This window comes from Thermoanaerobacter thermocopriae JCM 7501 (genome assembly GCF_001310975.1).
Classification (GTDB): domain Bacteria; phylum Bacillota; class Thermoanaerobacteria; order Thermoanaerobacterales; family Thermoanaerobacteraceae; genus Thermoanaerobacter; species Thermoanaerobacter thermocopriae.
Window position 1 is genome coordinate 1 of sequence record NZ_BAZY01000025.1, and the last position, 26,714, is coordinate 26,714.

The following is a 26,714-nucleotide window of genomic DNA, read 5'->3' on the forward strand; positions in this document are numbered from 1 at the left end:
ACTAAAATAATTTTTCCACTTTAATTAAAATTTAATTCAATTTAAATTATTTTTTATTCAAATTTGTTGTATAATTAATATGTACACACAATTTACCACAAAGCCTTGAGGGGTGAATTTTTTGTTTAATGGACTTATAGATATCATAAAAACAATGCAAATTAACGATGTAATAGATATTTTAATAATAGCCTATGTCCTGTATAGATTAATTTTAGTAATACACAAGACACGAGCAGAGCAACTGCTTAAAGGGCTTGTTGTGTTGATTGTAATTACCAAAGTGAGCGAATGGTTACAACTTAGGACTGTCAATTATATATTGCGAAACGCTATGACAGTGGGAGTTATTGCGCTTTTAATTGTTTTTCAGCCGGAGTTAAGGCGGGGATTGGAGACATTAGGTAGAAGTGGTTTCTTAGGGAAAAAATTCTTGTTTTTTAATGAAGATGAAGAAGATATGTCAGAGGTTTTGGGAGAGATATGCGATGCGGTACAATTTTGTCACGTTCAAAAATAGGGGCTTTAATTGTTTTAGAAAGGGAGACAGGCCTTAATGAACTTGTTGAAACGGGTATAACCATGGATTCTAAAGTTTCTAGCGAGCTTTTAATAAATACCTTTATACCTAATACGCCTTTACACGATGGAGCTGTCATAATTCGAGGAGATAGGATTATGGCAGCAGGTTGTTTTTTGCCTTTAACAGACAACCAAAATCTAAGCAGTGAATTAGGAACACGCCATAGAGCGGGGATAGGCGTTACTGAAATATCCGATGCAGTAGCAATAATTGTTTCTGAGGAAACAGGTACTATTTCTCTTGCGCAAAATGGCAGGCTTTCAAGGCACCTGGATGCGAAAACTTTGAAAGAGGTGTTGTCCAGCATTTTTGAAGTGAAGGAAAACAAGATGCCTGTATGGAAAAAATGGGGGAACAAACATGCTGACTAAAGATTTTACAATAAAATTGCTGTCACTGGTATTGGCTTTTTTACTATGGCTTTATGTAATGGGAGAAGAAAATCCAGAAATTCCTTATGATATAAACAATGTGCCTGTCAAATTGATTAATAGCGATATTTTAGAGAAAAAAGGACTTATTATTTTAGATGAAAAAAATTATACAGTAAATGTAAAAATAAGAGGAAGACGCAGTGATGTTTTAAATATTGCAGCCCAGAATATATCAGCTTTTGCTGATTTAAGCAGAGTAAATTCCAAGGGTACAAATGTTATTCCTGTTACCGTAGAAGGATTACCTAGAAATGTCTCTTTGGTTTCAATAAATCCGCCAGAAATAAAAGTGGAAATAGATAAAATTGAAAAAACGCAAATGCCAGTTGCTATAAAAATAATTGGCAATGTGATGGAAGGCTATGCTATGCAGTCTGCTGTTCCAACGCCTGGAGAGGTATTGGTGATAGGACCAGAAAGCAAAGTTAATCTTATAAAAAATGTTATAGCTGGGGTCAATGTTTCTTATAAGAAAGGAGATATAAAAATCTCTGTTCCAGTGGTTGCTGTTGATAGAGAAGGAAAAGAAGTAAAAGGCGTTACAATTTCTCCTAATCTTGTTGAAGTGTATGTTTCCGTAAATAAATCGATACGTGTGCCTGTAGTTCCTAAAATATTTGGCAAACCAATGGAAGGATATATGATATCATTGATAAATGTACTTCCAGAGTACGTGTACATTACTGGTGATGAGATTGTCCTAAATACCATAAAATCCATAAGTACGAAGCAAATTGATATCTCTGGGAAAAATGAACCTGTCACCGAAAGTGTACCTTTTGACTTGCCAGATGGGGTGAAACTTGTTAAAAGTGATATTAATGCAAAAGTGTATGTGGATATACAAAAGATAGCAACCAAAGAGATTGCTATAAGCAATATAGATATAAGAGGAGCAGAAGAGAAAAATGTTGTAATTCAAAATCCGGAACTCGTCGTTACTGTAGCTGGTCCAGAAAGTGTAGTTAATGGAGCGAAAGCTTCCGATTTTAACGCATATATAGACGTAACCAATTTGCCAACAGGTGTTCATTCTTTAGCTGTAAAGGTAAGTACTGATTTGAACTTGCAAATAAAGAAAATTGAGCCTGATAAAATATCAGTTAATATTCAGTAGGCGGGCAATGCCCGCCTATTAATTCACATAAAACTTGTCAATTCCACAAAATATAAAATCCTTATAAAAAAATTTTAATTTAAGAGAAGGATTTTTAGCAAAGGCGTAGAATTAAAATATTGTAAGGTTAAAAAATTTTTAATAACACTCAAAAATTGTAATAGAACTTCATATTATGTATTAAGAAGGGGCAGGTGAACCTGTTGAAAGTTTTAGTTATCAATCCAGGTTCTACTTCTACTAAAGTGGCGCTATATGAAGAAGAAAGGGAAATTGTAAAAACGGAGATTGCTCACGACATTGAAGCGCTTAAAAAATATAAGAGTATCATTGACCAATTTGATTTAAGGTTAAATGCTATAAATGATTGGATAGAGCAAAATAACGTAAACTTGAAAGAAATATCTGCAATTGTGGTAAGAGGAGGACTTGTTAAACCTGTTCAGAGTGGCACTTACCTTGTAAACGATATTATGCTTGAGGATTTAAGAAGGGGAGTTGGAGGAGAACATGCGTCAAATCTCGGTGGACTAATTGGAAGAGCTATAGGTGATAAGTACAATATTCCCGTCTATACATTAGATCCCGTAGCTGTTGATGAAATGGAAGATGTTGCAAGAATTTCTGGCCTCCCTGAGCTTCCAAGAAAAAGCCAATCTCATGCTTTAAACATAAAAGCGTGTGTTCACCGATATGTGAGGGAAAATGGCATTAATGAGAAAGATTTAAATCTTGTCGTTGCTCATATGGGAGGAGGTATTTCAGTAGCGGCGATAAAGGGAGGAAAAATTGTAGATGTAAACAATGCAAATCAAATGGGGCCCTTTTCTCCTGAAAGGACAGGCAGCCTGCCATCGATGAAAGTTGTTGACCTTTGTTATTCTGGTAAATACAGTTTTGATGAGATGAAGAAAAAAGTTGTAGGTATGGGTGGGATGGTAGCACATCTTGGGACAAATGATGTGCGTGAAGTGGAGAGACGCATACAAAATGGTGATAAAAAAGCTAAATTGGTTTTTGAAGCTATGGCTTATCAAATTGCAAAGGAAATTGGCAGAATGGCGGCAGTATTAAAGGGGGATGTGAAATCAATAATTTTAACTGGTGGACTTGCTTATTCTAAACGACTAATAGAGATAATCATTGATATGACCAGCTTTATTGCACCTATAACTCTTTATCCAGGGGGGAGATGAAATGGAAGCTTTAAGAGATGGTGCGTTAAGAGTTTTAAGAAATATTGAAAAGCCCAAGATTTATAACTGACGAGGTGTAGGATATGAGAACATTTGAAGAAATGTATAATTACGTAAAAGACTTGCCTCCCAAAACTATAGCAGTAGCTCAAGCGGCGGATGAAGATGTATTAGAAGCGATTAAAGAAGCTCATGAAAGAGGAATAGTAAAAGCCATATTAGTTGGTGATAAAGAAAAAATAGAAAGGATAGCATCTTCAATATCAATGGATTTAAAGGATCACGAAATAATAGATACAAAAAATAACTTAGAAGCTTGTCGCGAAGCTGTAAAGCTTGTAAGCGAAGGCAAAGCGGATATATTGATGAAAGGCCTTGTACAGACGGCAGAGATATTAAGGATTGTTTTAGATAAGGAAATTGGCCTTCGCACTGGAAGAACTTTAAGTCATGTGGCTGTTTTTGAATCTCCATATAACAGACTTATACTTTTGACAGATGCAGCAATGAATATTGCACCTGATTTAAAAGGGAAAATAGACATAATTTTAAATGCGGTAGACGTTGCAAGGCAAATTGGAATTGATGCTCCAAGGGTTGCAGTTTTAGGAGCTGTTGAAACAGTTAATCCTGATATGCAAGCTACCTTAGATGCAGCAATACTTTCAAAAATGAGTGAAAGAGGTCAAATCAAAGGGGCTATAATAGATGGGCCATTGGCTCTTGATAATGCTTTATCGGTAGAAGCAGCGCGGCATAAAGGGATAATAAGCCCTGTTGCAGGTAACGCTGATATTCTTTTAGTTCCAGATATTGAAGCTGGCAATATGCTGTATAAAGCTATAACCTATATAGCACAAAGAAGGATAGCAGGGATAATAATGGGGGCAAAAAGCCCGATTGTCTTGACTTCAAGGGCAGATTCCAGTGAAGCTAAATTTAATTCAATAATGCTCGCTTCTCTTGCTTCTAATGTTTGATTATTTAAAATGGGGGGATTTTTTTAATGAAGATTTTTGAGATTATGGAGAGTAAAGATTATGAAAATGTGATTTTATGCCATGACAAAACTTCGGGTCTTAAAGCCGTAATTGTAATTCATGACACAACATTGGGACCTGCTTTAGGTGGATGTAGGATGTGGACTTATGACTCAGAAGAAGATGCGATAAATGACGCATTAAGGCTTGCAAGAGGAATGACTTATAAAAATGCTGCTGCTGGTTTAAACTTAGGTGGTGGTAAAACAGTTGTAATTGGAAATCCGAGAAAAGACAAATCAGAAGCATTGTTTAGAAGTCTTGGAAGGTATATAGAATCTCTTAAAGGAAGATATATAACTGCTGAGGATGTTGGTACAAACTTAAAAGATATGGAATATATACACTATGAAACGAAATATGTAGCAGGGTTGGCTGAAACCAGCGGGGATCCATCTCCTTTTACAGCCTATGGCGTATTTAGAGGAATACAGGCAGCTTGTGAAGAAGTTTTTGGGACTTCAGATCTTAAAGGTTTGAGAATTGCAATACAAGGAGTAGGAAATGTAGGATACAATTTAGCAAAGTATCTATATGGAGCAGGGGCAAAGTTAATTGTAACAGACATATTTGAGGACAATGTAAAAAGAGTAGTGGAAGAAGTCAAAGCCGAATATGTAAAGCCAGATGAGATATACGGGGTAGAATGTGATATATTTGCCCCTTGTGCCTTAGGAGCGATAATAAACGATGAAACGATTCCACAGCTTAAGTGCAAGATAGTAGCAGGTTCAGCTAATAACCAGTTAAAAGAAGAGAGGCATGGGGATATATTACAAGAGAAAGGGATCCTCTATGTACCAGATTATATTATAAATGCGGGTGGAGTTATAAATGTAGCAGATGAACTCAATCCTTCTGGATATAACAGAGATAGAGCTATGAGAAAGGTTTCCATGATATTTGACACAGTGAGAAAGGTGATACAGAAGTCTAAGGAAGAGAACATTCCAACATATGTTGCAGCTGATAGAGTTGCGGAGGAGAGGATAAAAACTATTGCTGCCGTAAAAGACAATTATATTTAAATGGGGGCATGATATTCCCGCTCTTTCATTAAAATTTTGAAATAACTTTAATAATTTTTTTGACAAAATTTTAATGTAAAAAGGAAGTGTAATATAATATAAATTGAGGAAGTAGACGGAGGGGATTGTTTTGTTTTTGATTCTTGTGATAAATCCCGGGTCTACATCTACAAAAGTTGCCGTGTTTAAAGACAAAGAGCCTGTTTTTACTGAGACTTTACGGCACAGCTCTGAAGAACTTGCTAAATACAAAAGTATTATTGACCAGTTTGAATTTAGAACTCAGGCAATTTTAAATATGTTAAAAGAAAAAGGAATTTCTCTTTCAGAAATTGATGCAATAGTAGGAAGAGGAGGACTTTTAAAGCCAATAGAAAGTGGAACTTATATTGTAAATGAAAAAATGATAGAGGATTTAAAGAAGGCTGAAAGAGGAGAACATGCTTCCAATTTGGGGGGTATAATTGCTTATAATTGCTTATACTTTAGCTAAAGAACACGATATTGAAGCTTATATAGTAGACCCTGTAGTAGTAGATGAATTAGAGGATATAGCAAGAATAACAGGAATGCCTGAGATTGAAAAGTCTAGTATATTCCATGCTTTGAATCAAAAAGCAATTGCTCGACGTTTAGCCGCCGATTTGAACAAAAAATACGAAGAGGTGAATTTGATTATCGCTCATTTAGGTGGCGGTATATCGATTGGGGCTCATAAACACGGCAGGGTAGTAGATGTAAATGATGCTTTAAATGGGGAAGGGCCTTTTTCTCCAGAAAGAGCGGGAGGGCTTCCTGTACTTGACTTAGTAAAGTTATGTTATAGTGGTAAATACACCTATCAGGAGATGAAAAAGAGGTTAATAGGACAAGGGGGAATAGTGGCACATTTAGGCACTAACGATGTAAGAGAAGTTTATAAAAAAATTGAAGAAGGAGATAAAAAAGCAGAATTGGTCTTAGAAGCTATGGCCTATCAGACAGCTAAGGAAATTGGAGCGATGGCAGTGGTTTTAAAAGGACAGGTAGATGCAATAGGAATTACAGGTGGAATAGCGTATAACGAGGATTTTGTAAAAAGGATAAGTGAAAGAGTAAAATTTATAGCTCCTATTTATGTATATCCAGGTGAGGATGAAATGTCAGCTTTGGCGCAGGGAGCATATCGGGTGCTTAGCGGTGAAGAAAAAGCTAAAATGTATAGTTAAAGGGATGATAGATAATGGATTTTAAAAGATTGACTATTGTAGTAGGGCATTACGGTACAGGTAAGACGGAAATTGCGATAAATTATGCTAAGCTTATAAGAGAATCAGGAAAAGAGGTAGAAATAGTGGACTTGGATATTGTAAACCCATATTTTCGGTCAAGAGAAGTGAGGAAGGAGCTCTTTGAGAAGTGGGGAATACGGGTAATAGGAGTAGAAGAGAAATATATGAATGCAGATGTGCCTGCTATTTCCCGCAACATCTATGGGGCATTATACAGCAAGGATAAATATGCAGTCTTCGATGTTGGGGGAGACGATGTAGGAGCAACTCCGTTAGGTCAGTATCGGCATATAATAAAGGATCAAGATGCAGAAGTATTATTTGTAATTAATGTAAATAGACCACTTACAAAAGATGTAAAATTGGTAATTGAATATCTTAAATCGATTGAAGAAGCAGCTAAAATTAAAGTGACTCATTTAGTAAACAATACCCATTTATCTTATGAAACAACAGTAGAGGATATTTTAAGAGGTCAAAAAGTGGTGGAAGAAGTCTCGAAAATTACAGGTATACCTATTAAGATGGTGACTGTAAAAAGAGAGTTACTCAATCAAGTTCCTGACGTAGGATATCCAATATTTCCGATTGACCTTTATATGAAAGCTCCATGGGATAAAATGTGAGAGGAGGAATTTATGTGGCAAAAGTTATTTTTAATGAAGATTTATGTAAAGGTTGCGAATTGTGTGTCAATGCCTGTCCTAAAAAGATTATTGAGATGGATTTAAGTAAAATAAATGTGAAAGGATATCATCCTGCTACTGTTAAGCCTGAAAATATGGACAAATGTATAGGTTGTGCATTCTGTGCTATGATGTGTCCAGATACTGTTATAACAGTTATAAAATAAATGGAGGGGAGTAAAATGGCTAAGGTATTAATGAAAGGTAATGAGGCGTTAGCGGAAGCAGCTATTCAAGCTGGGTGTAGACATTACTTTGGTTATCCTATAACACCTCAAAATGAGGTTACAGCTTACATGGCAAAGAGAATGCCGGAGGTAGGTGGCGTATTTTTACAAGCAGAAAGTGAAGTTTCTGCTATAAATATGGTATATGGGGCAGGTGGAGCAGGAGCTCGTGTTATGACTTCTACCAGCAGCCTGGTTTGAGCCTTATGCAAGAAGGTATTTCATATCTTGCAGGTGCTCAAGTACCTTGTGTAATTGTGAATATAATGAGGGGTGGTCCAGGACTAGGAAATATTCAAGGAGCCCAAGGAGATTATTTTCAATCTACAAAAGGAGGAGGCCATGGAGATTATAAATTGATAGTTCTTGCTCCTTCTACAATCCAAGAAATAGCAGATTTAGTTCAGGAAGCTTTTGACATTGCCGATGAATATAGAAACCCTGTTGTAATATTGGGAGATGGAATGTTAGGCCAAATGATGGAACCTGTAGATTTTGACAATATTCAGAAAAAGACAAGGAATATCCCTGAAAAAACGTGGGCTACTACAGGTAGAGGAAATAGAGAGCATAGAAACATAATCAACTCTTTATATATCGATCCACCTGTATTAGAGAAATATAATTATGAGTTATTTGAAAAATATGCAAAGGCTGAAAAGAATGAAGTTAGATATGAAATGATAAATTGCGAAGATGCGGATATTATTTTAGTTGCTTATGGTACTATTGCCCGCGTAGCAAAGAATGTGATGAACATTGCGAGAAGAGAAGGGTATAAAGTAGGATTAATAAGACCTATTTCCTTGTGGCCTTTCCCGAAAGAGCCTTTTGAAAAGACAGTTGATACGGCAAAAGCTTATTTGACGGTAGAAATGAGTATGGGACAGATGGTAGAAGATGTAAAACTTGCAGTACAATTCAAAAAACCGGTTTATTTCTACGGAAGGCCGGGTGGTATGATACCAGAGCCAGCTGTGATGCTAGAACAAATTAAGGAAATAGCAGGAGGTGCGAAATGATGGCTATAGTATTTCAAAAAACAAAGGGACTCACAGATACGCCTTTCCATTATTGTCCCGGTTGTACCCACGGTATAATCCACAGGCTGGTAGCTGAAGTTATGGAAGAATTAGATGTTTTAGATAAAGCAATAGGAGTTGCTCCTGTAGGATGTGCTGTATTTGCATATGAGTATTTTAATTGCGATATGCAAGAGGCTGCTCATGGAAGGGCTCCAGCAGTTGCTACAGGTATAAAGAGGGTTCATCCTGATAAAATTGTGTTTACTTATCAAGGAGATGGAGACTTAGCAGCTATTGGAACGGCAGAAATTGTTCATGCGGCTGCAAGGGGAGAAAATATAACAGTTATTTTTGTCAACAATGCCAACTATGGAATGACAGGAGGACAAATGGCTCCCACTACATTAATTGGCCAGGAAACAACTACTACTCCTTACGGAAGAAAGCCAGAAATAAATGGTTATCCCATTAGAGTGAGTGAAATGCTAGCAACACTTGATGGGACAGCGTATATTGAAAGAGTAGCGGTTTATGATGTGAAACATGTAATGCAGGCTAAAAAAGCTATAAAAAACGCATTTTTGGCTCAAATACAAAAGAAGGGATTTGCAATGGTAGAAGTTCTATCTAGTTGTCCTACTAATTGGGGTATGACCCCGATAGAGGCATTAAATTGGATAAAAGATTATATGGAACCTTATTACCCTTTGGGTGTGTATAAAAACACCTTAGAGGAGGTTAAGTAATTATGGAAGAAAGAATAATCTTTGCAGGCTTTGGTGGTCAAGGAGTTTTGTCAATGGGGCTTATAATTACCTATGCGGGAATGTTTGAGGGAAAAAATGTGTCTTGGACTCCTTCTTATGGTCCTGAAATGAGAGGGGGAACAGCCTACTGCAATGTCACTGTATCGGATGAAGAGGTAGGTTCTCCGGTTATTACAGAGGCTACTTCTGTAATTGTAATGAATAGGCCTTCTTTAGACAAATACGAATCTTATGTAATACAAGGTGGTAAATTATTCATAAATACTTCGTTAGTAGACAGAAAAGCAGAGAGAAAAGACATAGAAGTGTATGAAATACCTGCTAACGATATTGCCAGTGAATTAGGCAATTTAAAAACTGCTAACATGGTAATGTTAGGTGCTTTCATAGAAACTACTAAAGTTGTAAAATTGGAAACAGCACTAAAAGCTCTGCATGAAGTCTTTGGCAAAGGTAAAGAGCATTTGATACCTATTAACGAAAAAGCCTTAAATAAGGGAGTAGAATTAGTGAAAAGTCTCATTACAACTAAAAAATAACCTCTTCGGAGGTTATTTCAGTTTGTTGACAAAGTTAAAAAATATTCAAAGGAGATATTTTGCATCGTCGCTCCGATGTTCCAAAGCGACAAAACTAAAGCTCGACCTTCGGGCTCCGGCAGGGTACCGGGCACAATCGGCCTCCTTGCCTCAGGTGCCCGCCTTCGCCATCTATGGCTTCGGCCCTGCCTCCACCCTCGGTCTTGCTAAGTTTTGTTACCGCTTTGTAACAAGTCGCTCCTTATGCAAAATATCTCCTTTACGAAAGTTTGTCTACAGTCTGAAATAACCTCTTCGGAGGTTATTTTTTCTGTAGGAGGTGTAAACTTGAAAAAATTAAGTGAAATTGTAAAGAAAGCAAAAGGATTCAATAAAATATTTACTGTGGCAGGGGCAGAAGACTGTGAAGTATTGTTAGCATGCGAATCTGCAAGAAAAGAAGGGATAGGAAATCCTATATTGGTAGGTATTAAAGAAAAAATAGAAACTATTGCAAAAGATATAGGCATTGATATTAAGCAATATGAAATAATTGATGAAAAAGAAGAGTCGGAAAAATGCAAAAAAGCAGTCCTAGAAGTTAGAGAAGGTAGAGCTTCTTTTGTCATGAAAGGCCTTGTTCCTACTGCTACTCTTTTAAAGGCTGTTCTTGACAGCGAATACGGCATTAGAGGAGACGGATTACTCAGTCATGTAATGGTTTATGAAATTCCAAATTATCATAAATTATTACTTTTAACCGATGGAGGAATGAATATAAGTCCTACTTTAGAAGAGAAAGTGCAAATTTTAAAAAATGCTATTAAAGTGGCAAAAGCTATAGAAATAGAAAATCCTAAAGTAGCCTGTTTGTCGGCGGTAGAAGTGATAAATCCTAAAATGCTTTCCACTGTTGAAGCCGCTAAATTAAAGGAAATGAACCAGAGAGGAAAGATAGAAGGAATAGTAGATGGCCCTTTAGCATTTGACCTTGCCATAAGCAAGGAAGCGGCAATTCACAAAGGAGTAAAAAGTGAGGTTGCAGGAGATGCAGATATATTATTAGTACCTTTTATAGAAGTTGGAAATGCTTTAGGTAAAAGCTTTACTTACTTTGCCAAGGCAAGAAGTGCGGGAATTGTGGTAGGAGCAAAAGCGCCAATTGTCTTAGTATCGAGAGCTGATTCCCACGAAGATAAGTTTAATTCTATAGCTTTTGCATCTATAGTATCTGCTTGGTAAGGACGAATTAAATGGGGAGAAATTAAATGAAAAAAATAATGATGGAGGATGAGGCAGTAGCCCGTGGTATTATACTTTCTGTACTCATGGGCAAAGAAGAATAACCTGAAAACTTGATTGAGGAAATATCAAAAAGCACAAAATATAGTTCTTTTGGGAGTACTTGTTAAATATTTAGGACTATAAGACATTGATTGGGAAGAGATAATAAAAAATAACGTGCCACAAAAATTTGTCGAATTAAATATAAATGCATTTAAAAAAGGACTTGAGATAAACTGAGGAGGGGTAAACGCCCTTCCTTTTTTATTATAAAGAAGGATTGGCAAACATTATAGCGAATATATTTTATAGCACTGACTTTATGAACTTGCCATGAAGGAGGGGGATTATTTTTTGTTATATAGAATTTTACGGTTTATTGCTAGATTAATTCTTGAGATATTCTATTCCCTTGAAGTAAAATATGAGAAAAATTTACCTGAGGGAGCTTGTATTTTTGTTGCAAACCATCAAAGTTTGCTAGATCCAGTTGTAGTAGTCTGTTCTGTAAAAAGACCCGTTATATTTTTAGCAAGTTCTGAACTTTATAAAATAATTTTTTTAAAACCTGTCTTAAAAATTGCCAAGGCAATTCCTATAAAAAAGAATTCGCCTGATTTAAATGCTCTAAAACAAGCGTTATCTAGACTAAAGGAAGGAGATTCTATAGGATTATTTCCAGAAGGGGGAATATCACCAACTGGTAAAGTAGAGAAAATGCATGAAGGGGCTATGTATCTAGCATATAAATCTGGAAAACCTATAGTCCCAATTGCAATATTGGGTACCTATTCGATACTTCCTTTTGGAAAGTATATTCCTAAAATTAAAGGGAAAATTAGAGTGAAAATAGGAGAACCAATTTATCCAAATTTGAATATAGATATAAAGGCAGAAATTGGTGAATTGAGAGATAAAGTTATGCAAAAGATTTTGAAAATGCTGGAGGAATAATGTAAATTGAAAAGTAGTTTTCACTGTGATAAAATATTATCGTATGATTTATTGAGAGGAGATAGAAAATGGCAAGGTTGTTTGGTACAGATGGTGTTAGAGGTATAGCTAATTATGATTTGACTCCACAACTTGCTTTTGAACTAGGAAGAGCAGGGGCTTATGTGTTGACTCAGGGGACTCATAGACCTAAGGTTGTGGTTGGTAAAGACAGTCGTATATCTGGTGATATGTTGGAATGCGCCTTAACTGCAGGCCTTACCTCTGTAGGGGCAGAGGTTATAAGTGTGGGGATAATTCCTACACCAGCGGTAGCTTACCTTACCCGATTATATCAAGCAGATGCTGGAGTTATGATATCGGCATCTCATAATCCTGTAGAGTACAATGGGATAAAATTTTTTGATAAAGATGGATATAAATTGCCAGATGAAGTAGAAGATAGAATAGAAAATATAATAAAAGAAAAAAATGAGTTGCCCTCTCCTATTGGGACAGGAATAGGTACAAGGAAAGAATACACAAATTCTCATAGAGATTACATAGAGTTTTTAAAATCTACAATTGATGGGGATTTAAAAGGAATGAAAATTGTAATTGATTGTGCTTATGGAGCCAGCAGCACAGTGGCGCCAATTTTGTTTAAGGAATTGGGTGCAGAGGTTATATTGTATGGAGCAGAACCTATAGGGGATAAGATAAATGTCAATTGTGGTTCTACTCATCCTGAAAAATTGCAACAACTTGTGATAAAAAATGGGGCCGATATAGGTTTAGCCTTTGATGGAGATGCTGACAGACTTATTGCAGTTGATGAAAAAGGAAATGTTATTGATGGAGACCACATAATGGCAATATGTGCTATAGATTTAAAGAAAAAAGGTAGATTAAAAAATAACACAGTTGTAGCAACAGTTATGAGCAATATCGGTTTTGAGATTGCACTTAAAGAGCAAGGGATTAATCTCATAAGAACAAAAGTAGGCGATAGATATGTTTTGGAAGAGATGATAAAAGGTAGATATTCTATTGGTGGAGAACAATCGGGTCATATTATTTTCCTTGATGACAATACTACTGGAGATGGGGAAATTACAGCTTTAAAACTTTGTTCTATTTTAAAAGAAAGTGGGAAAAAATTGTCAGAATTAGCTGCCTGTATGGTTACTTACCCACAAGTTCTTATAAACGCAAAAGTAAAAAATGAGTTAAAAAATGCCTATTTGGAGGATGAAGAAATAAAAAGGGAAATTAAAAATTTAGAAAGGGAAATGAAAGGAGAAGGTAGAGTACTGATAAGGCCATCTGGTACTGAGCCTCTTGTGAGAGTTATGGTAGAAGGAAAAGATTATAATAAAATTAGTCAAATGGCAAAAGAACTTGCCGAGTTAATAGAAAGAAAATTAAATTAAATAAAAGTGCGAAAGGTATTATTTGAAAGGGGGGATGCTTATTGAAAAAGAGCAGGTAGGTAAAAGCTAAAACTTTAAAAAGCGCCTGGGCTTAAAGTGTACACTTTAAGCTGACGAGGACAGGGTTTATCGAGTTATCGGCGGGTGCCCTGCGGTTTCCCTGCGACCGATAAAAGACTGGTAAAACCACAGGCGACTGTGGCATAAAGCAGTCTGGGCAGGGTAATATCCAGTACAATAATGAGAGGAGACTAAATATGTGTGGAATTGTAGGGTATATTGGCGATAAACAGGCGACGCCAATACTTTTAGATGGATTGACAAAATTAGAGTATAGAGGCTATGATTCGGCAGGAATTGCCATTTTAAATGATGGCAATATAAATATAAAGAAAGCAAAGGGGAGATTAAATGTCCTAAAAGAGCTGGTTGAAAAAGATAGTATGGCAGGTACCATAGGGATAGGACACACAAGGTGGGCTACCCATGGAGAACCATCTGACACCAACTCCCATCCCCATTTATCCCAATCAGGATTGATTGCAGTAGTTCACAATGGCATAATTGAAAACTATCTGCCACTTAAAAAATGGCTATTGGAAGAAGGCTATACTTTTAAGTCTGAGACTGATACAGAAGTTGTAGCAAATTTGCTGGAGTATTATTACAATGGCGATATAGTAGAGGCAGTGAAAAAAGTTTTAGACAGAATTGAAGGTTCTTATGCCTTGGGCGTTTTATGCAAAAACAATCCCGATATGATTGTAGCTGCAAGAAAAGAAGCACCTCTTATAGTTGGAATAGGCAATGGTGAAAACTTTATTGCATCTGATATCCCAGCTATATTAAAACATACAAGAAGTGTATATTTTCTTGATGACAATGAGATTGCCATAATTAGAAAAGACAGCGTAGAGTTTATAGACATGTTTGGAAGGCAAGTAGAAAAATCGCTTTATGAAGTAAAATGGGATGTAGAGGCGGCTGAAAAGGGCGGTTATGAACATTTCATGATAAAAGAAATTCACGAACAGCCAAACGCGATAAAAGATACTCTAAGAGGTAGGATAGTCAATGATTCAGAAATAGTTTTAGACGATGTAAAAATTACAAAAGAAGACCTTGAAAAGATAGATAAAATTTTTATTGTAGCGTGTGGAACAGCTTATCATGCGGGTGTTGTTGGGAAATACGTTATAGAAAATCTTGCGAGAATACCTGTTGAAGTAGATGTTGCTTCAGAATTTAGATATAGAAACCCATTAGTAAATGAAAGAACTCTTACAATTGTAATAAGCCAGTCAGGAGAGACAGCAGATACCATTGCTGCATTAAAAGAGGCTAAGAAAAAGGGATCAAGAGTTATAGCCATTACAAACGTCGTTGGAAGTTCTGTCTCCAGAGAAGCAGATGATGTACTATATACATGGGCGGGACCGGAGATTGCTGTAGCTTCTACCAAAGCTTATACTACGCAACTTGTAGCCTCTATCTTATAGCTATGGACCTTGCAATAAAGAAAGGAACGATAACTAAAACAAAGGTTATGGAACTTTGTACAGAATTAAAGAAGCTGCCAGAAAAAGTTCAGTACCTTCTTGACAACAAAGAGACAATTCAAAAATTTGCTTATGAACATTACAACGCAAAAGACGTTTTCTACATTGGAAGAGGATTGGACTATGCTGTTGCTATGGAAGGTTCCTTAAAACTTAAAGAAATATCTTATATTCACTCAGAAGCTTATCCGGCTGGTGAATTAAAACACGGAACTTTAGCCCTTGTAGAAGATGGAACACTTGTGATAGCTCTTGCGACCCAAGAGGACCTTTTTGAAAAGATGCTCAGCAATATAAAAGAAGTAAAGGCAAGAGGCGGTTTTATACTTGCTTTTGCAAAACAAGGCAATCTGCAGCTAGAGGACGTTGTAGACAAAGTAATATATATACCTGATACACTTAAAGAATTAACCTCAGTATTGACAGTTGTACCTTTGCAGCTTTTGGCATATTATATGGCAGTAGAAAAAGGATGTGACGTAGATAAACCGCGTAATCTTGCAAAATCAGTTACAGTAGAATAAAAAGATATTAAAAAAGGTTGAAAAGGACAATAAAAGTTCCTTTTCAACCTTTTTTGTTATCTTCTAATATTTTATAAGGAAATGGAATTTTAATAAGTTAAAAAATAATTGTGAATTTATGAACTAATAATATTTAAAGGCATGTTGACATGCCATTAAACAATTTGCTATTATAGAAAGCAAATCCAGAAAATTAAAAATGGAGGAGTTATTATGATTGTTTTTGAGATAAATACACCGGTAAGAGAAGTGATGGTGGATATTACTGATATGGTGATGCAGGAGATTAGGAAATCTGGTATTGTTGATGGGGCTTGTGTTATCTTTGTGCCTCATACAACAGCGGGAGTTACAATAAACGAAAATGCGGATCCAACTGTAAGAGAAGATATAATGGCGGCTTTAGAAAGAGTAATTCCTAATATGCGTTTTAAACATATGGAAGGCAATTCAGATGCCCATATAAAAGCGTCTCTTATGGGAAGTTCAGTAACTTTAATTATTGAAAATGGAAAACCACTTTTAGGAACTTGGCAGGGTATTTATTTTTGCGAGTTTGATGGTCCAAGGAGAAGGAAAGTTTATATCAAGTTTTTGAAGTGAGTTTACTCAAACCTGCACTCTTCTGGCTTTACATTATACTCAAATTGAATAAAAGAAGGTGCCCTCATTTTCATGTTTTCAGACCATTCCATAAATCTCACTTTACATGTTAGCAAAGGCTTTAACCATTGCACATTTTTTTCTTTAAAGTTATAATAATTATCTGGAGCTTTTATCTCCTTGGCAATTTCATAAAATGCTTTTAATTCCTTCTGGGATAGGCCTGATTCACAACTTCCTATGTTTATTAAATTATTTTCCTCATCGTAAAGTCCCAATATAAGAGCTGTTTTATCAGTTCTGTACCCTATAATAACTGCATTTATTACAATAAAATGTTTTGACTTAAGCCACAGTTTACTCCTTTTCCCTATTAAATATTTTGAATCAACTTTTTTGGCGACAATTCCTTCAAGTCCCCTTTTGCCTGTCTCTTCAAAAAGCCTTTTGCCATGTTCAAAAATAAAATCAGATATTTTTATGACCTCGCTTTCTTTAACTGTTTTTCTAAGTATATCTTTTCTCTCTATAAGTGGCAATTCTACAAGAGATTTGCCGTTTAAGTATAATATATCCCATGTTATGAAAATTACGGGCATTATCTTGCTTAAAAGATTTATTTTTACTAAATTTTGTTGATGCTTTCTCGACATAATGCTTTTGTAACTAGGCTTGCCGTTTTTTAAGACTACCAGTTCACCGTCAAGTATTGCTTCTTTTGCTTTTATTTGTTTATGAAGCAATGCTAAATCCGGAAACTGGTGGGTTATATCAACAAGCCTTCTATCTTGAAGCCTTGTTTTATTTGAAAGAAAAGCGATAGTTCTTGAACCATCCCATTTGATTTCATATATCCATTCAGGATTATCAAAAGGGTCACTACTGAATGCCAGCATAGGTGATATTTTTTCTTCGATCATAGTCATAGCCACTCTTCCTTTATGCGCCTTTTCTTTTGCGACCTTTTTTTGCTTTTTCTTCTTTTTTTTACAGATTCAATACTCGCTTTTAGTGCACTTACTAAATCGAGGACATTGTCAGCTTCAGGTGCTTTTTGAGGAATTTCTATTTCTTTGTCTTGTATCTTTGACTCAATCATTTCAATTAACGTCTTTCTGTAGTTATCATCATATTTTTCGGGTTTGAAATCTGAGGTTAGAGTATCAACAAGTTGTTTGGCCATTTTTATTTCATTTTCATGCAAGTTGACTTCTCTTAAAGGAGGAAGCTGGTTTGTGCTTTTTATTTCATCAGGAAAATGCATTGTTTCCATGACCATGTATTTTTCATCGTACACTCGTATGCATGCGAGGCTTTGCTTGGACCTGATTACCACTTTCGCTATTGCAACTCGTTTTGTTTCTTTCATAGAATCTCTTAAAAGTACATAAGGCTTTGTACCAATATCTTCGGGTACAATGAAATATGTTTTGTCATAATATATGGGGTCTATTTGTCCTATATCGGTAAAATCTACTATATCAATGGTTTTAACTGTTGGCATAGGTATCCTTTCCAAATCTTCCTCATCTATAATGACAAATTTACCTGGTTCGTATTCATATCCTCGTACTATTTCCTCATCTGAAATGGGTCTATTACATACAGGGCAGATTTTTTCATATTTTATAGGAGTTTTACATTCTTTATGAAGTTGCCTAAAATGTATGGCATGGTCTTCTGTAGCGGTATACAGTTTTATGGGGATACTTACAAGACCAAAACTTATTGCTCCTTTCCACATTGAGCGCATATTTAAATCACCTCATATTTAATATTTCCATTAAAAAATTTTTATTAAAAAAATATATATAAGCTGCTATATATGGATATATATGTTTGTTGAAATATGATATTATATACAGTATAATTGGAATTGAATGGGGTGATAAAATTGAAGAATGTAAAAAAGATACTTTCATGGATTCTTATTATTGCTATTGTTGTATTGATACCTATATTTTCGTTTGCAAGAAATCTTCCAAAATTCACTTTTGGGTCAAGGCTTTTATATAGCGGGACGTATGGGACTGATGTAAAAGAATTACAAGCCATGTTAAATAAAGCGGGATTTGATACAGGCACTGTTGACGGCATATTTGGTAAAATGACATTAAATGGAGTTTTAGACTTTCAAAGGTCCAAAAATCTTGTGCCCGATGGAATTGTAGGTCCTAAGACATATGCTGTTCTTGAAACTGTTTCCTGGGCTGACCCGATAGTTTACTCTGTTAAGCCAGGGGATAACTTATACTTTATAGCAAAGCGCCATGGAACGAATGTCCAAAATATAATAGATACAAATGGATTAAATGATGGGGATAGCTTATATGTTGGGCAAAAGATTTTAATTCCTCATCCGCCTGTTGAAGTGCCACAACAATTGAACAATGCTACAAATTATCAAGAACTTAAAAATAACATTCAGGCATTGATATCTCAATATCCTGGCAAATACGGAGTTTACTTTATTGACTTAAATACAGGGCAAACTTTAGAAATAAACGGTTATGATTCGTTTATTGCAGCAAGCACTTATAAAGTACCTCTTAACTTTTACCTTTATACTCTTATAACCGATGGAAAAATAGACCCTAATATGAAGGTGCAATACACTCAAGCTGACTATGAAGGGGGTGCCGGTTCTATACAGGCAGACCCTGTTGGAAGTTATTATACTATAAGAGAGCTTTCAAGACGTTCGATTGAAGAGAGTGATAATATAGCCTCCAATATGATTATGAGAGTTGTAGGAAGGGATAATTATATAAAATTTATGGAAAAATTAGGAGCCTATGTAATACCCTACAGCAGCAATATTACTTCTCCAAGAGATATGAGTATGTATATGAAAAAACTTTTAGATTATGTAAATGCTCATCCGGATACTGCAGGAGAATTAATGTATTATCTTAAAAATACCATATATAATGATAGAATATCTTATCCTATACCAGATGAAATAGAGGTAGCACACAAAATAGGTAATTTGTCCAATGTAGTAAATGATACAGCGATAGTTTTCCATCCGGCGAGACCTTATATATTAACTGTACTTGCAAATGATGTAGATGGTTCTGACGACTCCTATGCATATACTGTAATAAGGCAGATATCAAAAATGGTGTATGACTTTCAAAATAGATAAAAAGTTAAGCCGGGTTTTCCGGCTTAAACTTTTAGTACCTTAAGGCTTAGAACAAAGTTTTATAAGCTATTATAAGTAAAATAACCCCGCTTAGAATCGTGCCAAATTGTCCGATGGTAAAAGAGCCTATTCGCATATTAGCAACTTTTGCCCCTAATTGTACTCCTGCCCATACAGAAACAAAGCTTCCAATTGATGTAGTGAAAGATATAGCAAAGGGACAAAAACCCAAAAGCCCTGCTCCCAGTCCGTTTGTCAGAGCATTTGCTGAAAGGACAATTCCCAAAAGGATTGCTTCCCATAAATTGATTTCTCCGGATTTATCCAAATCTACGATTTCAGGATTTTCCAAAATTTTTTTTTATAGAAGTAGTCTTTGATGATATTCGTTGTATATTTTTGGAAGACGTTTTACGAGGAACAGCCAGTAAAATAATTCTAAGTCCTATTATAAAAAGCAGAAATGCTCCTACAATTAAAGGTAGTGATCCTGGCAGGGTTTTATTTAACCATTTACCAAAAAATATTCCAGACATGCTAAATAAAAAAGAGATTATTGCGATGATTGTATTGGAAAGAATACTTATTCGTATATTTCGTATACCATAGGAAATGCCTACTCCAAAATTATCTATGCTTGATGATATTGCAAACCCTGAAATGATTAGCCATTTCATATGTTCACACTCCTCTCTATCTACCTTTATAGTACGCATTAGATAAAGAAGGTGTGATTTTATTGAAAAAGCATAATATTGTAAGGTATAATTATATTGTAAAAATTTCCTGAAGGAAGTTAGGTAAGGGGATATATATGATTGTATCTTATTGTAAAGTATATCTACATGCCAATTGGGTTCATTCATTAAAAGAAAAAAGAATGATTGTAAGAAGCATTGTAGGTAAGGTAAAAAGTCATTATAATGTATCTATATGCGAAATAGAAAACCAAAATTTACACAAATCAATTGTCATAGGTTTTTCGGTGTGTGGCAGTGATGCTGTTTTAACACATAAAATAGTTCAAGAGGTTGTAGACTATATTGAAAAAAATACAGATGCTTATATAGAAAATATAGAAATGGATACAATAAATGTTTGACTCCAAATGAATTATGTTCATTTGGAGTTTTTATTTTGTGATTTTTATCACAGATTCTATTGAACTTTTAGTTTATCATAATTTGTGGACAAAAGCTTAAAAAAGGAGGAAGTAAAATGAGCATGTTTTGCTATCAATGTCAAGAAGCTTCTCAGGGCATAGGCTGTACAGTACGAGGTGTATGCGGCAAGACAGACGATGTTGCAAATCTTCAAGATTTGCTGGTTTTTACATTGAAAGGTATATCTTATCTAAATTTAAAGGCTAGAGAAGCAGGAGTAAATAAAGATAAGACGGACAGATTCCTTATTGAGGGATTATTTTCCACAATAACTAACGTTAACTTTGACAAAAACTTCTTTATTAACAAAATAAAAGAAGCTGTTGCATTAAGGGAGGAAATAAAACAAGACCTCAAAAAAGCAGAAATTGAAGTAGATGAATCCATTGAAGCTATAAACTGGGTTTATGGTACAGATGAAGATATAGAGGCAATAGCTCGTGAGGTAGGAGTTTTATCTACAAAAGACGAAGATATAAGGTCATTAAGAGAGCTTATCACTTATGGTGTAAAAGGTATGGCGGCTTATGCATATCACGCATATCAGCTGGGATACAAAGATGATAATATATTTAGGTTTATGGAAAAGGCTTTAGCTAAAATTTTAGATGACAGCTTGACTGCAGATGATTATGTGGCTCTTGCACTCGAGGCAGGAAAATTTGGCGTTGATACAATGGCACTTCTTGATAAAGCGAATACATCGACTTATGGCCATCCTGAAATAACAAAAGTTAATATTGGTGTGAGAAATAATCCTGGAATATTGATAAGCGGTCATGATTTGAAAGACTTAGAGCAATTGTTGGAGCAAACTGCTGGTACAGGGGTTGACGTTTATACCCACGGAGAAATGCTTCCTGCTCATTATTACCCGACTTTTAAGAAATATCCACATTTTGTTGGTAACTATGGAAATGCATGGTGGAAGCAAGACAAAGAATTTGAATTATTTAACGGACCAATTTTAATGACTACAAACTGTCTTGTGCCTCCAAAAGATTCCTACAAAGATAGAGTTTACACTACAGGTGTTGTAGGCTTTGAGGGAGCAAAACACATTCCAGAAGGTCCTGATGGAAAAAAGGACTTTTCAGAAATAATTGAACATGCAAAAAGATGCAAGCCACCTGTTGAAATTGAAAGAGGAGAAATAATTGGAGGTTTTGCTCATAACCAAGTTTTAGAGCTGGCAGATAAAATTGTAGAAGCAGTAAAGACAGGAGCTATAAAGAGATTTTTCGTAATGGCAGGCTGCGATGGCAGAATGAAGAGCAGAACCTATTATACCGAATTTGCTAAAGCTCTTCCCAAAGATACAGTCATTTTAACTGCAGGCTGTGCAAAATACAGGTACAACAAGTTAAATCTTGGAGACATAAACGGAATTCCCAGAGTTTTAGATGCAGGACAATGCAATGACTCATACTCATTGGCTTTAATAGCATGAAGCTTAAAGAAGTCTTTGGCTTAAATGATATAAACGAACTTCCTATATCTTACAACATTGCATGGTATGAACAAAAGGCTGTTATAGTGCTTTTGGCCCTTTTATACCTCGGAGTAAAAAATATTCATTTAGGACCTACGCTTCCTGCTTTCTTGTCACCAAATGTTACAAAAGTGTTAGTTGATAAATTTGGCATTGGTGGCATTACAAATGTAGAAGATGATTTAAAAATGTTCATGGGCGAATAAAGATAACGGCTGCAAAGTGCAGCCGTTATCTTTTGCCATTATGATTAATTATTAATCATAATGGTTAAAATTACACTTCCTTTTCTTTTTTTATATACTTTTCTAAATCAGTGGTATTCAAACTCACTTTTATATACCCTTCTATATCTTTCTTTCTTTCCTCAGGCAACATTTCAAAAGCTTTAAAAATTATTTTATCCTTTTCACTGATGTTTTCAAACTCTTCCCTCGATAAATATTTTGCCTCTTCTTCTTTTACATATTCTATTTGTTGCCCAGTAAGAAGCCAATCTATTGAAACATTAAGGGCGTTTTTTAACTTTATCAAAGCATTGGAAGAAGGCATTGATTTGTTATTTTCAAGGTCACTTAAATTTCCAACAGATAATCCTGTGAGTTTGCTTAAAGCTGTTATAGTCAAATTATTTTTTTTACGGGCGTATTTTATGCGTTCGCCAACTGTATCCATAACACTCCTCCCTTTCTGAATTACGATATTAGTATTGACATTTTCGTAATTCAGATATATATTTAAATATAGTTAACTTTTAATCATTATCTATTTTAACACAAATATTTTACTATTCCTACTGAATAAATATATAACCTTTGTTTGCAGGGAAAATAAGGGGGTACTTTGATGAAAAAAAGAAAGTTAACAGATTTTGGGAAGTTAGTGAATGATAGATTAGCAGAACTCAATATGACACAAAAAGAACTATCCCGGTTAATAGGCACCAGTGAGCCATATTTAAGCATGATTTTACATGGGGAAAGGTCAGGAAAAAAATATATTGATAAAATAAAGGAGATATTAAAACTTTGATTAGCGTTTTTGGCATCTTGCAAATTTTTTTTCGACAGGTGTAGTTTTAATATTAGCATAATCTACAGTTTTCGATGTCACAAAAAGCACCAAATAGCTTTGCAGGAGCTTATTAAATGTTTGTTAAGGTAAAAAAAGAGTTTTTTCTGTCGATAAAAATTCTAAAAAATAAAGGATTTTTTACAAAAAAATAGAATATATTAATATATATTGTAAGTTAATAATTAATCTTAAAAAATAAATTGGAGGGGATAGTAAGATGTATTACAGGAAAGTGAGCGAGTACATATCGACAAGGGAGGAAGAAAAGAGAAACATAACTACTCACTACATAGTGGTTATGTCAGAAATAGGTGTTTTTAACGGAAAAGAGGAAGTAAAATTGCCGTCGTATGGAATAAAGATTCATCAAGAAATTTTTGATGGTGAAAAGGGGAAAATTGAAATAATAGAAGAAAAAGTGACAAATATAAGCCCTTACTTTGAAAAAGTGGACAAGCTGGCACAATTCTTTAAAGAAATGACAGTGTCGCCTCTTCATCTGTATGAAATAATTGACGATATATGGGAGGATTACATAACGGACTATGATAGACAAGCCCAATTGTGTAAGGTTGCTATTTAAGAAGGTGTTACACCTTCTTTTATTTTTTTGAAGGATTTTGTGATTTAATAGAGAAATAATATATTGTAATTAGGAGAAGTGGAGGAACTAAGATATGGAAATATTTGTTGGAACGGATATTGTAGAAGTTGAAAGGATAAAAAAAGCTTTTAATACATATTCTAAATTTTTGGAACGAATATTTACTCAAAAGGAGATAGAGTATTTTAACAGTAAAAGGAGGAACTTGACCCATATAGCGGGTTTTTTTTCCGCGAAAGAAAGCGTCTCAAAAGTCTTAGGAACAGGTATAGGTAGTTTTAGCTGGAAAGATATTGAAATATGTCACAATGAAAAGGGAGCGCCTGTTGTAATTTTAAAAGGGAAAGCTAAAAGTATTGCGGACAAAAAGGGAATAAGGGATATAAAGCTATCTATTTCTCATACAAAAACCCATGCTATAAGCTGTGCTATTGCTATTGGAGGTGAAAAAAATGATAGTGCTGACATCAAAACAGATGAGAGAAGTTGAAAAAATAGCTATAGAAAAAATAGGAATTCCTTCTATATGTCTAATGGAAAATGCGGGAAGAGAAACAGCACTAGAAGTAAAAAAGATTTTGGAAGAGAAAAATTTAAACTCTGTAATAATCATATCAGGGAAAGGAAATAATGGGGAGATGGTTATGTAGTGGCTAGAAACCTTTATAATTGGGGAGCCGATGTAAAAGTATTTTTAACTACAAGTATAGGTGCTATTTCAGGAGATGCAAAAGTAAATTTAGATGCAATCCTAAATATGGGGATCTATGTAGCGGAAATTACTCAAAGAGAACATCTAAAATTTTTGGAAAAAGCTATTAAAGAGAGCGATGTCATTGTAGATGCTATTTATGGAATTGGACTTAAAGGAAGAATAACAGGTATAGTAAAAGATATTATAGAAATGATAAACCAAGCAAATAAAATTGTGGTATCTGTCGATATTCCTTCTGGATTAAATGCTGATACGGGTAAAATAGAAGGTTGCGCTATTAAGGCTAGTAAAACAGTTACTATGCAGTTTGTAAAACCTGGCTTATTAGTGTATCCAGGTGTCGATTATGCAGGAGAAGTTCGTGTCGCTGAAATAGGAATTCCTTGCCGGTTAGCAGCGGAGATAGGTTATGATTATAACCTTGTGACTTCAGAAGATGTAAAACTTCCAAAACGGCTTGGGGATACTCATAAGGGAGATTATGGAAAAGCTTTGATTATAGCTGGCTCTAAAAATATGACAGGAGCAGCATATCTTTGTGCTAAAAGTGCTATTAAGACAGGTTGCGGATTGGTGAAATTAGCAGTTCCCCAAAGTGCCCAATCAGTAATTCAGGGAGCACTTTATGAAGTCATAACCTATGGATTAGAGGAGAAAAATGGCATTTTGTCCTATAATGCTTTAAGTAGTGTACTTAAGTTAATAGATGAAAGTGATGTTATTGCTATAGGACCGGGATTGACTCATGACAAAGATATTTCACAGTTGGTGTATGACATTGTAAAAAATGTAGATAAGCCTGTAGTTTTAGATGCTGATGCTCTTAATGCTTTGGTAGGAAGATTGGAAGTTATACAAGGCAAAAGAATTATTCTCACTCCCCATTATGGGGAAATGTCGAGATTGACAGGTCTTACTACAGATGAGATTAAGAATAATCTTTTTGAAGTTGCAAAAACTTTTATTGATAGGTACAAAGTGACACTTGTACTTAAAGGTGCTAAAACAGTAATAGCTACTAAAGAAGGTAGCATATATATAAATAGCACAGGCAATCCTGGTATGGCAACTGCTGGAAGTGGAGACGTCCTAACAGGGATGATTACAGCTTTTTTGGCTCAAGGGTTTAGCGAAGAAAAAGCGGCAATTTATGGGGTATTTTATCATGGAAAGGCGGGAGATATCGCCAGAGAATATGTGGGAGAGTATGGAATGACAGCGATGGATATACTTGAGAACATTCCGGATGCTCTTAAATGCGGTTTGTAAGAGGGTGAGAATTGTTGAAAAAAGCTTTTTTGTGATTGCTTTTGTAATTATATTTTTTCTTTCAGGCTGTGGAACAAAAGCGAAAAAAGTTAAAGATCCTTTTGTGTATATTAAAGAACAATTAAATAAATTAGAAAGTTATACTGCCACAGCAAATGTAGAGCTTTATAACAACAAGATAGAGAGCAAATATACAGTAATGCAGTTTTACAAAAAAGGAAAATTACGATTAGAAGTTTTGGATGAAAGTGGGAATATAGATAAAATTATTGTGTATGACGGAAAAAGAAGTTATGTGTATTTTGCAAGGGTAAATCAAGTTTTTGTAGCAGAAAACACACAAGAGATTCCTTTGTATTCGATGATTACTTCTTTTATAAAAAACTATAATTCAGGTGGAGAAATAGAAAAAGGAGAAATAGATAAATTTTATTTAATAACAGTTCCTATTTTGGACAAAAATGTTTTTATGTACAAGGAACAAATGGCTTTTTCTAAAAAAAATTTGATACCTGAAGAATTAACAATTTTTGATATTAACAATAACATTTTCTCCAGAATAACCTATAAAGATTTTAAGTATAATCCCGAGATAGATGATAAATTATTTACTAAAGATAGTGTAACAACGTTGGCTGCGAATTTTTTGGATTCTTCAGCAATAGAAATAGATGTAAAAGAGGTTTATAAATATTGTGGATTAAATCCTGTAATGCCTGTATATTTGCCACAAGGTTTTAAACTTTTAAATGTGTTGGTAAATGTTAATGAAAATAATGGAGTTATTTTTGTGTATACTTCGGGTAAGAATTTAATAGAAATTTTTGAAACTGTTGTTGACAAAAGCGAAATAACTAATGAAAAAGGATTCTTTTTGAAAGAAGGAGTATATTATAAAGAAAAAGACAATGGCAAAAAGGAATATACTACGATGGTAAATGGCTTGCAAATAGGAATTACTGTAACCGGGGATGTAGATGGAGAAGAGATACTTAAAGTGATAAAATCCTTGAGGTGAAAA

The 26,714-nt window shown here is 34.9% G+C and carries 20 protein-coding genes and 8 pseudogenes; 24 read left to right on the top strand and 4 right to left on the bottom strand.

Annotated features, from left to right (window positions below):
• The first annotated feature begins 121 nt into the window (after positions 1-121).
• From cdaA to JCM7501_RS09445, 16 genes and pseudogenes are all read left to right on the top strand, one after another.
• Positions 122-954, top strand: a pseudogene (cdaA, locus tag JCM7501_RS09370) (diadenylate cyclase CdaA).
• The gene (locus JCM7501_RS09375) at positions 944-2,134 is read left to right on the top strand and encodes a CdaR family protein (protein WP_028992437.1); all 1,191 of its coding nucleotides are present in this window, start codon (positions 944-946) and stop codon (positions 2,132-2,134) included. The pseudogene cdaA and the gene JCM7501_RS09375 overlap by 11 nt, the downstream one beginning before the upstream one ends.
• A gap of 200 nt (positions 2,135-2,334) precedes the next feature.
• Positions 2,335-3,400: pseudogene (buk, locus tag JCM7501_RS09380) on the top strand (butyrate kinase).
• Between the two features lie 13 nt (positions 3,401-3,413).
• Positions 3,414-4,310, top strand: a complete 897-nt coding sequence (ptb, locus tag JCM7501_RS09385; RefSeq protein ID WP_028992438.1) for a phosphate butyryltransferase — start codon at positions 3,414-3,416, stop codon at positions 4,308-4,310.
• A gap of 26 nt (positions 4,311-4,336) precedes the next feature.
• Positions 4,337-5,398, top strand: coding sequence for a Glu/Leu/Phe/Val family dehydrogenase (locus JCM7501_RS09390; RefSeq protein ID WP_013150779.1), 1,062 nt, complete (start codon positions 4,337-4,339; stop codon positions 5,396-5,398).
• A 130-nt stretch (positions 5,399-5,528) separates the two neighbouring features.
• Positions 5,529-6,606, top strand: a pseudogene (gene buk / locus JCM7501_RS09395) (butyrate kinase).
• Positions 6,607-6,620: 14 nt separating this feature from the next.
• Positions 6,621-7,295 (top strand): hypothetical protein, encoded by a 675-nt coding sequence (locus JCM7501_RS09400; RefSeq protein ID WP_012995862.1) that lies wholly within the window; start codon positions 6,621-6,623, stop codon positions 7,293-7,295.
• 14 nt (positions 7,296-7,309) lie between these two features.
• On the top strand, positions 7,310-7,522 hold the full coding sequence (locus JCM7501_RS09405) for a 4Fe-4S binding protein (RefSeq protein ID WP_012995861.1): 213 nt from the start codon (positions 7,310-7,312) through the stop codon (positions 7,520-7,522).
• Positions 7,523-7,537: 15 nt separating this feature from the next.
• Positions 7,538-8,604, top strand: a pseudogene (locus JCM7501_RS09410) (3-methyl-2-oxobutanoate dehydrogenase subunit VorB).
• Positions 8,604-9,353 (top strand): thiamine pyrophosphate-dependent enzyme, encoded by a 750-nt coding sequence (locus JCM7501_RS09415; protein WP_028992440.1) that lies wholly within the window; start codon positions 8,604-8,606, stop codon positions 9,351-9,353. Before JCM7501_RS09410 ends, JCM7501_RS09415 begins: the two are co-directional and overlap by 1 nt.
• 2 nt (positions 9,354-9,355) lie before the next feature.
• Complete coding sequence (locus tag JCM7501_RS09420) at positions 9,356-9,913, top strand: 2-oxoacid:acceptor oxidoreductase family protein (protein WP_028992441.1); 558 nt, start codon at positions 9,356-9,358, stop codon at positions 9,911-9,913.
• Between the two features lie 327 nt (positions 9,914-10,240).
• Positions 10,241-11,134, top strand: a complete 894-nt coding sequence (locus tag JCM7501_RS09425; RefSeq protein WP_028992598.1) for a bifunctional enoyl-CoA hydratase/phosphate acetyltransferase — start codon at positions 10,241-10,243, stop codon at positions 11,132-11,134.
• Between the two features lie 396 nt (positions 11,135-11,530).
• A complete protein-coding gene (locus tag JCM7501_RS09430; RefSeq protein WP_028992599.1) occupies positions 11,531-12,130 on the top strand; it encodes a lysophospholipid acyltransferase family protein in 600 nt (199 codons plus the stop codon).
• A gap of 68 nt (positions 12,131-12,198) precedes the next feature.
• Positions 12,199-13,542: a phosphoglucosamine mutase gene (gene glmM / locus JCM7501_RS09435; RefSeq protein ID WP_028992600.1), complete on the top strand. Its 1,344-nt coding sequence runs from the start codon at positions 12,199-12,201 to the stop codon at positions 13,540-13,542.
• A 257-nt stretch (positions 13,543-13,799) separates the two neighbouring features.
• A pseudogene (gene glmS, locus JCM7501_RS09440) lies at positions 13,800-15,625 on the top strand (glutamine--fructose-6-phosphate transaminase (isomerizing)).
• 213 nt (positions 15,626-15,838) lie between these two features.
• Complete coding sequence (locus JCM7501_RS09445; RefSeq protein WP_012995822.1) at positions 15,839-16,228, top strand: secondary thiamine-phosphate synthase enzyme YjbQ; 390 nt, start codon at positions 15,839-15,841, stop codon at positions 16,226-16,228.
• Positions 16,229-16,230: 2 nt separating this feature from the next.
• On the opposite strand, the gene ligD is transcribed toward JCM7501_RS09445, so the two are convergent.
• Together ligD and ku are read right to left on the bottom strand one after the other, a co-directional pair.
• Complete coding sequence (gene ligD / locus JCM7501_RS09450; RefSeq protein WP_028992602.1) at positions 16,231-17,154, bottom strand: non-homologous end-joining DNA ligase; 924 nt, start codon at positions 17,152-17,154, stop codon at positions 16,231-16,233.
• Positions 17,151-17,981 (bottom strand): non-homologous end joining protein Ku, encoded by an 831-nt coding sequence (gene ku / locus JCM7501_RS09455; RefSeq protein WP_054644859.1) that lies wholly within the window; start codon positions 17,979-17,981, stop codon positions 17,151-17,153. Before ku ends, ligD begins: the two co-directional genes overlap by 4 nt.
• 141 nt (positions 17,982-18,122) lie before the next feature.
• On the opposite strand from ku, the gene JCM7501_RS09460 reads away from it, so the two are divergent.
• Positions 18,123-19,376, top strand: coding sequence for a serine hydrolase (locus JCM7501_RS09460; RefSeq protein ID WP_028992603.1), 1,254 nt, complete (start codon positions 18,123-18,125; stop codon positions 19,374-19,376).
• 46 nt (positions 19,377-19,422) lie between these two features.
• On the opposite strand, the pseudogene ytaF reads toward JCM7501_RS09460, so the two are convergent.
• Positions 19,423-20,053, bottom strand: a pseudogene (ytaF, locus tag JCM7501_RS15965) (sporulation membrane protein YtaF).
• A 137-nt stretch (positions 20,054-20,190) separates the two neighbouring features.
• Between ytaF and JCM7501_RS09470 the strand changes: the two are divergent.
• Together JCM7501_RS09470 and hcp are read left to right on the top strand one after the other, a co-directional pair.
• Positions 20,191-20,478, top strand: coding sequence for a DUF503 domain-containing protein (locus JCM7501_RS09470; RefSeq protein WP_013150752.1), 288 nt, complete (start codon positions 20,191-20,193; stop codon positions 20,476-20,478).
• A gap of 116 nt (positions 20,479-20,594) precedes the next feature.
• A pseudogene (gene hcp, locus JCM7501_RS09475) lies at positions 20,595-22,237 on the top strand (hydroxylamine reductase).
• Between the two features lie 70 nt (positions 22,238-22,307).
• Here hcp and JCM7501_RS09480 read toward each other — a convergent pair.
• Positions 22,308-22,706: a helix-turn-helix domain-containing protein gene (locus JCM7501_RS09480; protein ID WP_012995815.1), complete on the bottom strand. Its 399-nt coding sequence runs from the start codon at positions 22,704-22,706 to the stop codon at positions 22,308-22,310.
• A gap of 171 nt (positions 22,707-22,877) precedes the next feature.
• On the opposite strand from JCM7501_RS09480, the gene JCM7501_RS09485 reads away from it, so the two are divergent.
• From JCM7501_RS09485 to JCM7501_RS09505, 5 genes and pseudogenes are all read left to right on the top strand, one after another.
• Complete coding sequence (locus JCM7501_RS09485; protein WP_012995814.1) at positions 22,878-23,063, top strand: helix-turn-helix domain-containing protein; 186 nt, start codon at positions 22,878-22,880, stop codon at positions 23,061-23,063.
• Between the two features lie 259 nt (positions 23,064-23,322).
• Complete coding sequence (locus JCM7501_RS09490; RefSeq protein WP_013150750.1) at positions 23,323-23,688, top strand: DUF6514 family protein; 366 nt, start codon at positions 23,323-23,325, stop codon at positions 23,686-23,688.
• A gap of 94 nt (positions 23,689-23,782) precedes the next feature.
• Positions 23,783-24,199 carry a holo-ACP synthase gene (acpS, locus tag JCM7501_RS09495; RefSeq protein WP_012995812.1) on the top strand — a complete coding sequence of 139 codons (417 nt, stop codon included), beginning with the start codon at positions 23,783-23,785 and terminating at the stop codon, positions 24,197-24,199.
• Positions 24,162-25,693, top strand: a pseudogene (locus JCM7501_RS09500) (NAD(P)H-hydrate dehydratase). The gene acpS and the pseudogene JCM7501_RS09500 overlap by 38 nt, the downstream one beginning before the upstream one ends.
• Before the next feature lie 10 nt (positions 25,694-25,703).
• Complete coding sequence (locus tag JCM7501_RS09505; protein ID WP_054644860.1) at positions 25,704-26,711, top strand: LolA family protein; 1,008 nt, start codon at positions 25,704-25,706, stop codon at positions 26,709-26,711.
• Positions 26,712-26,714: the final 3 nt, after the last annotated feature.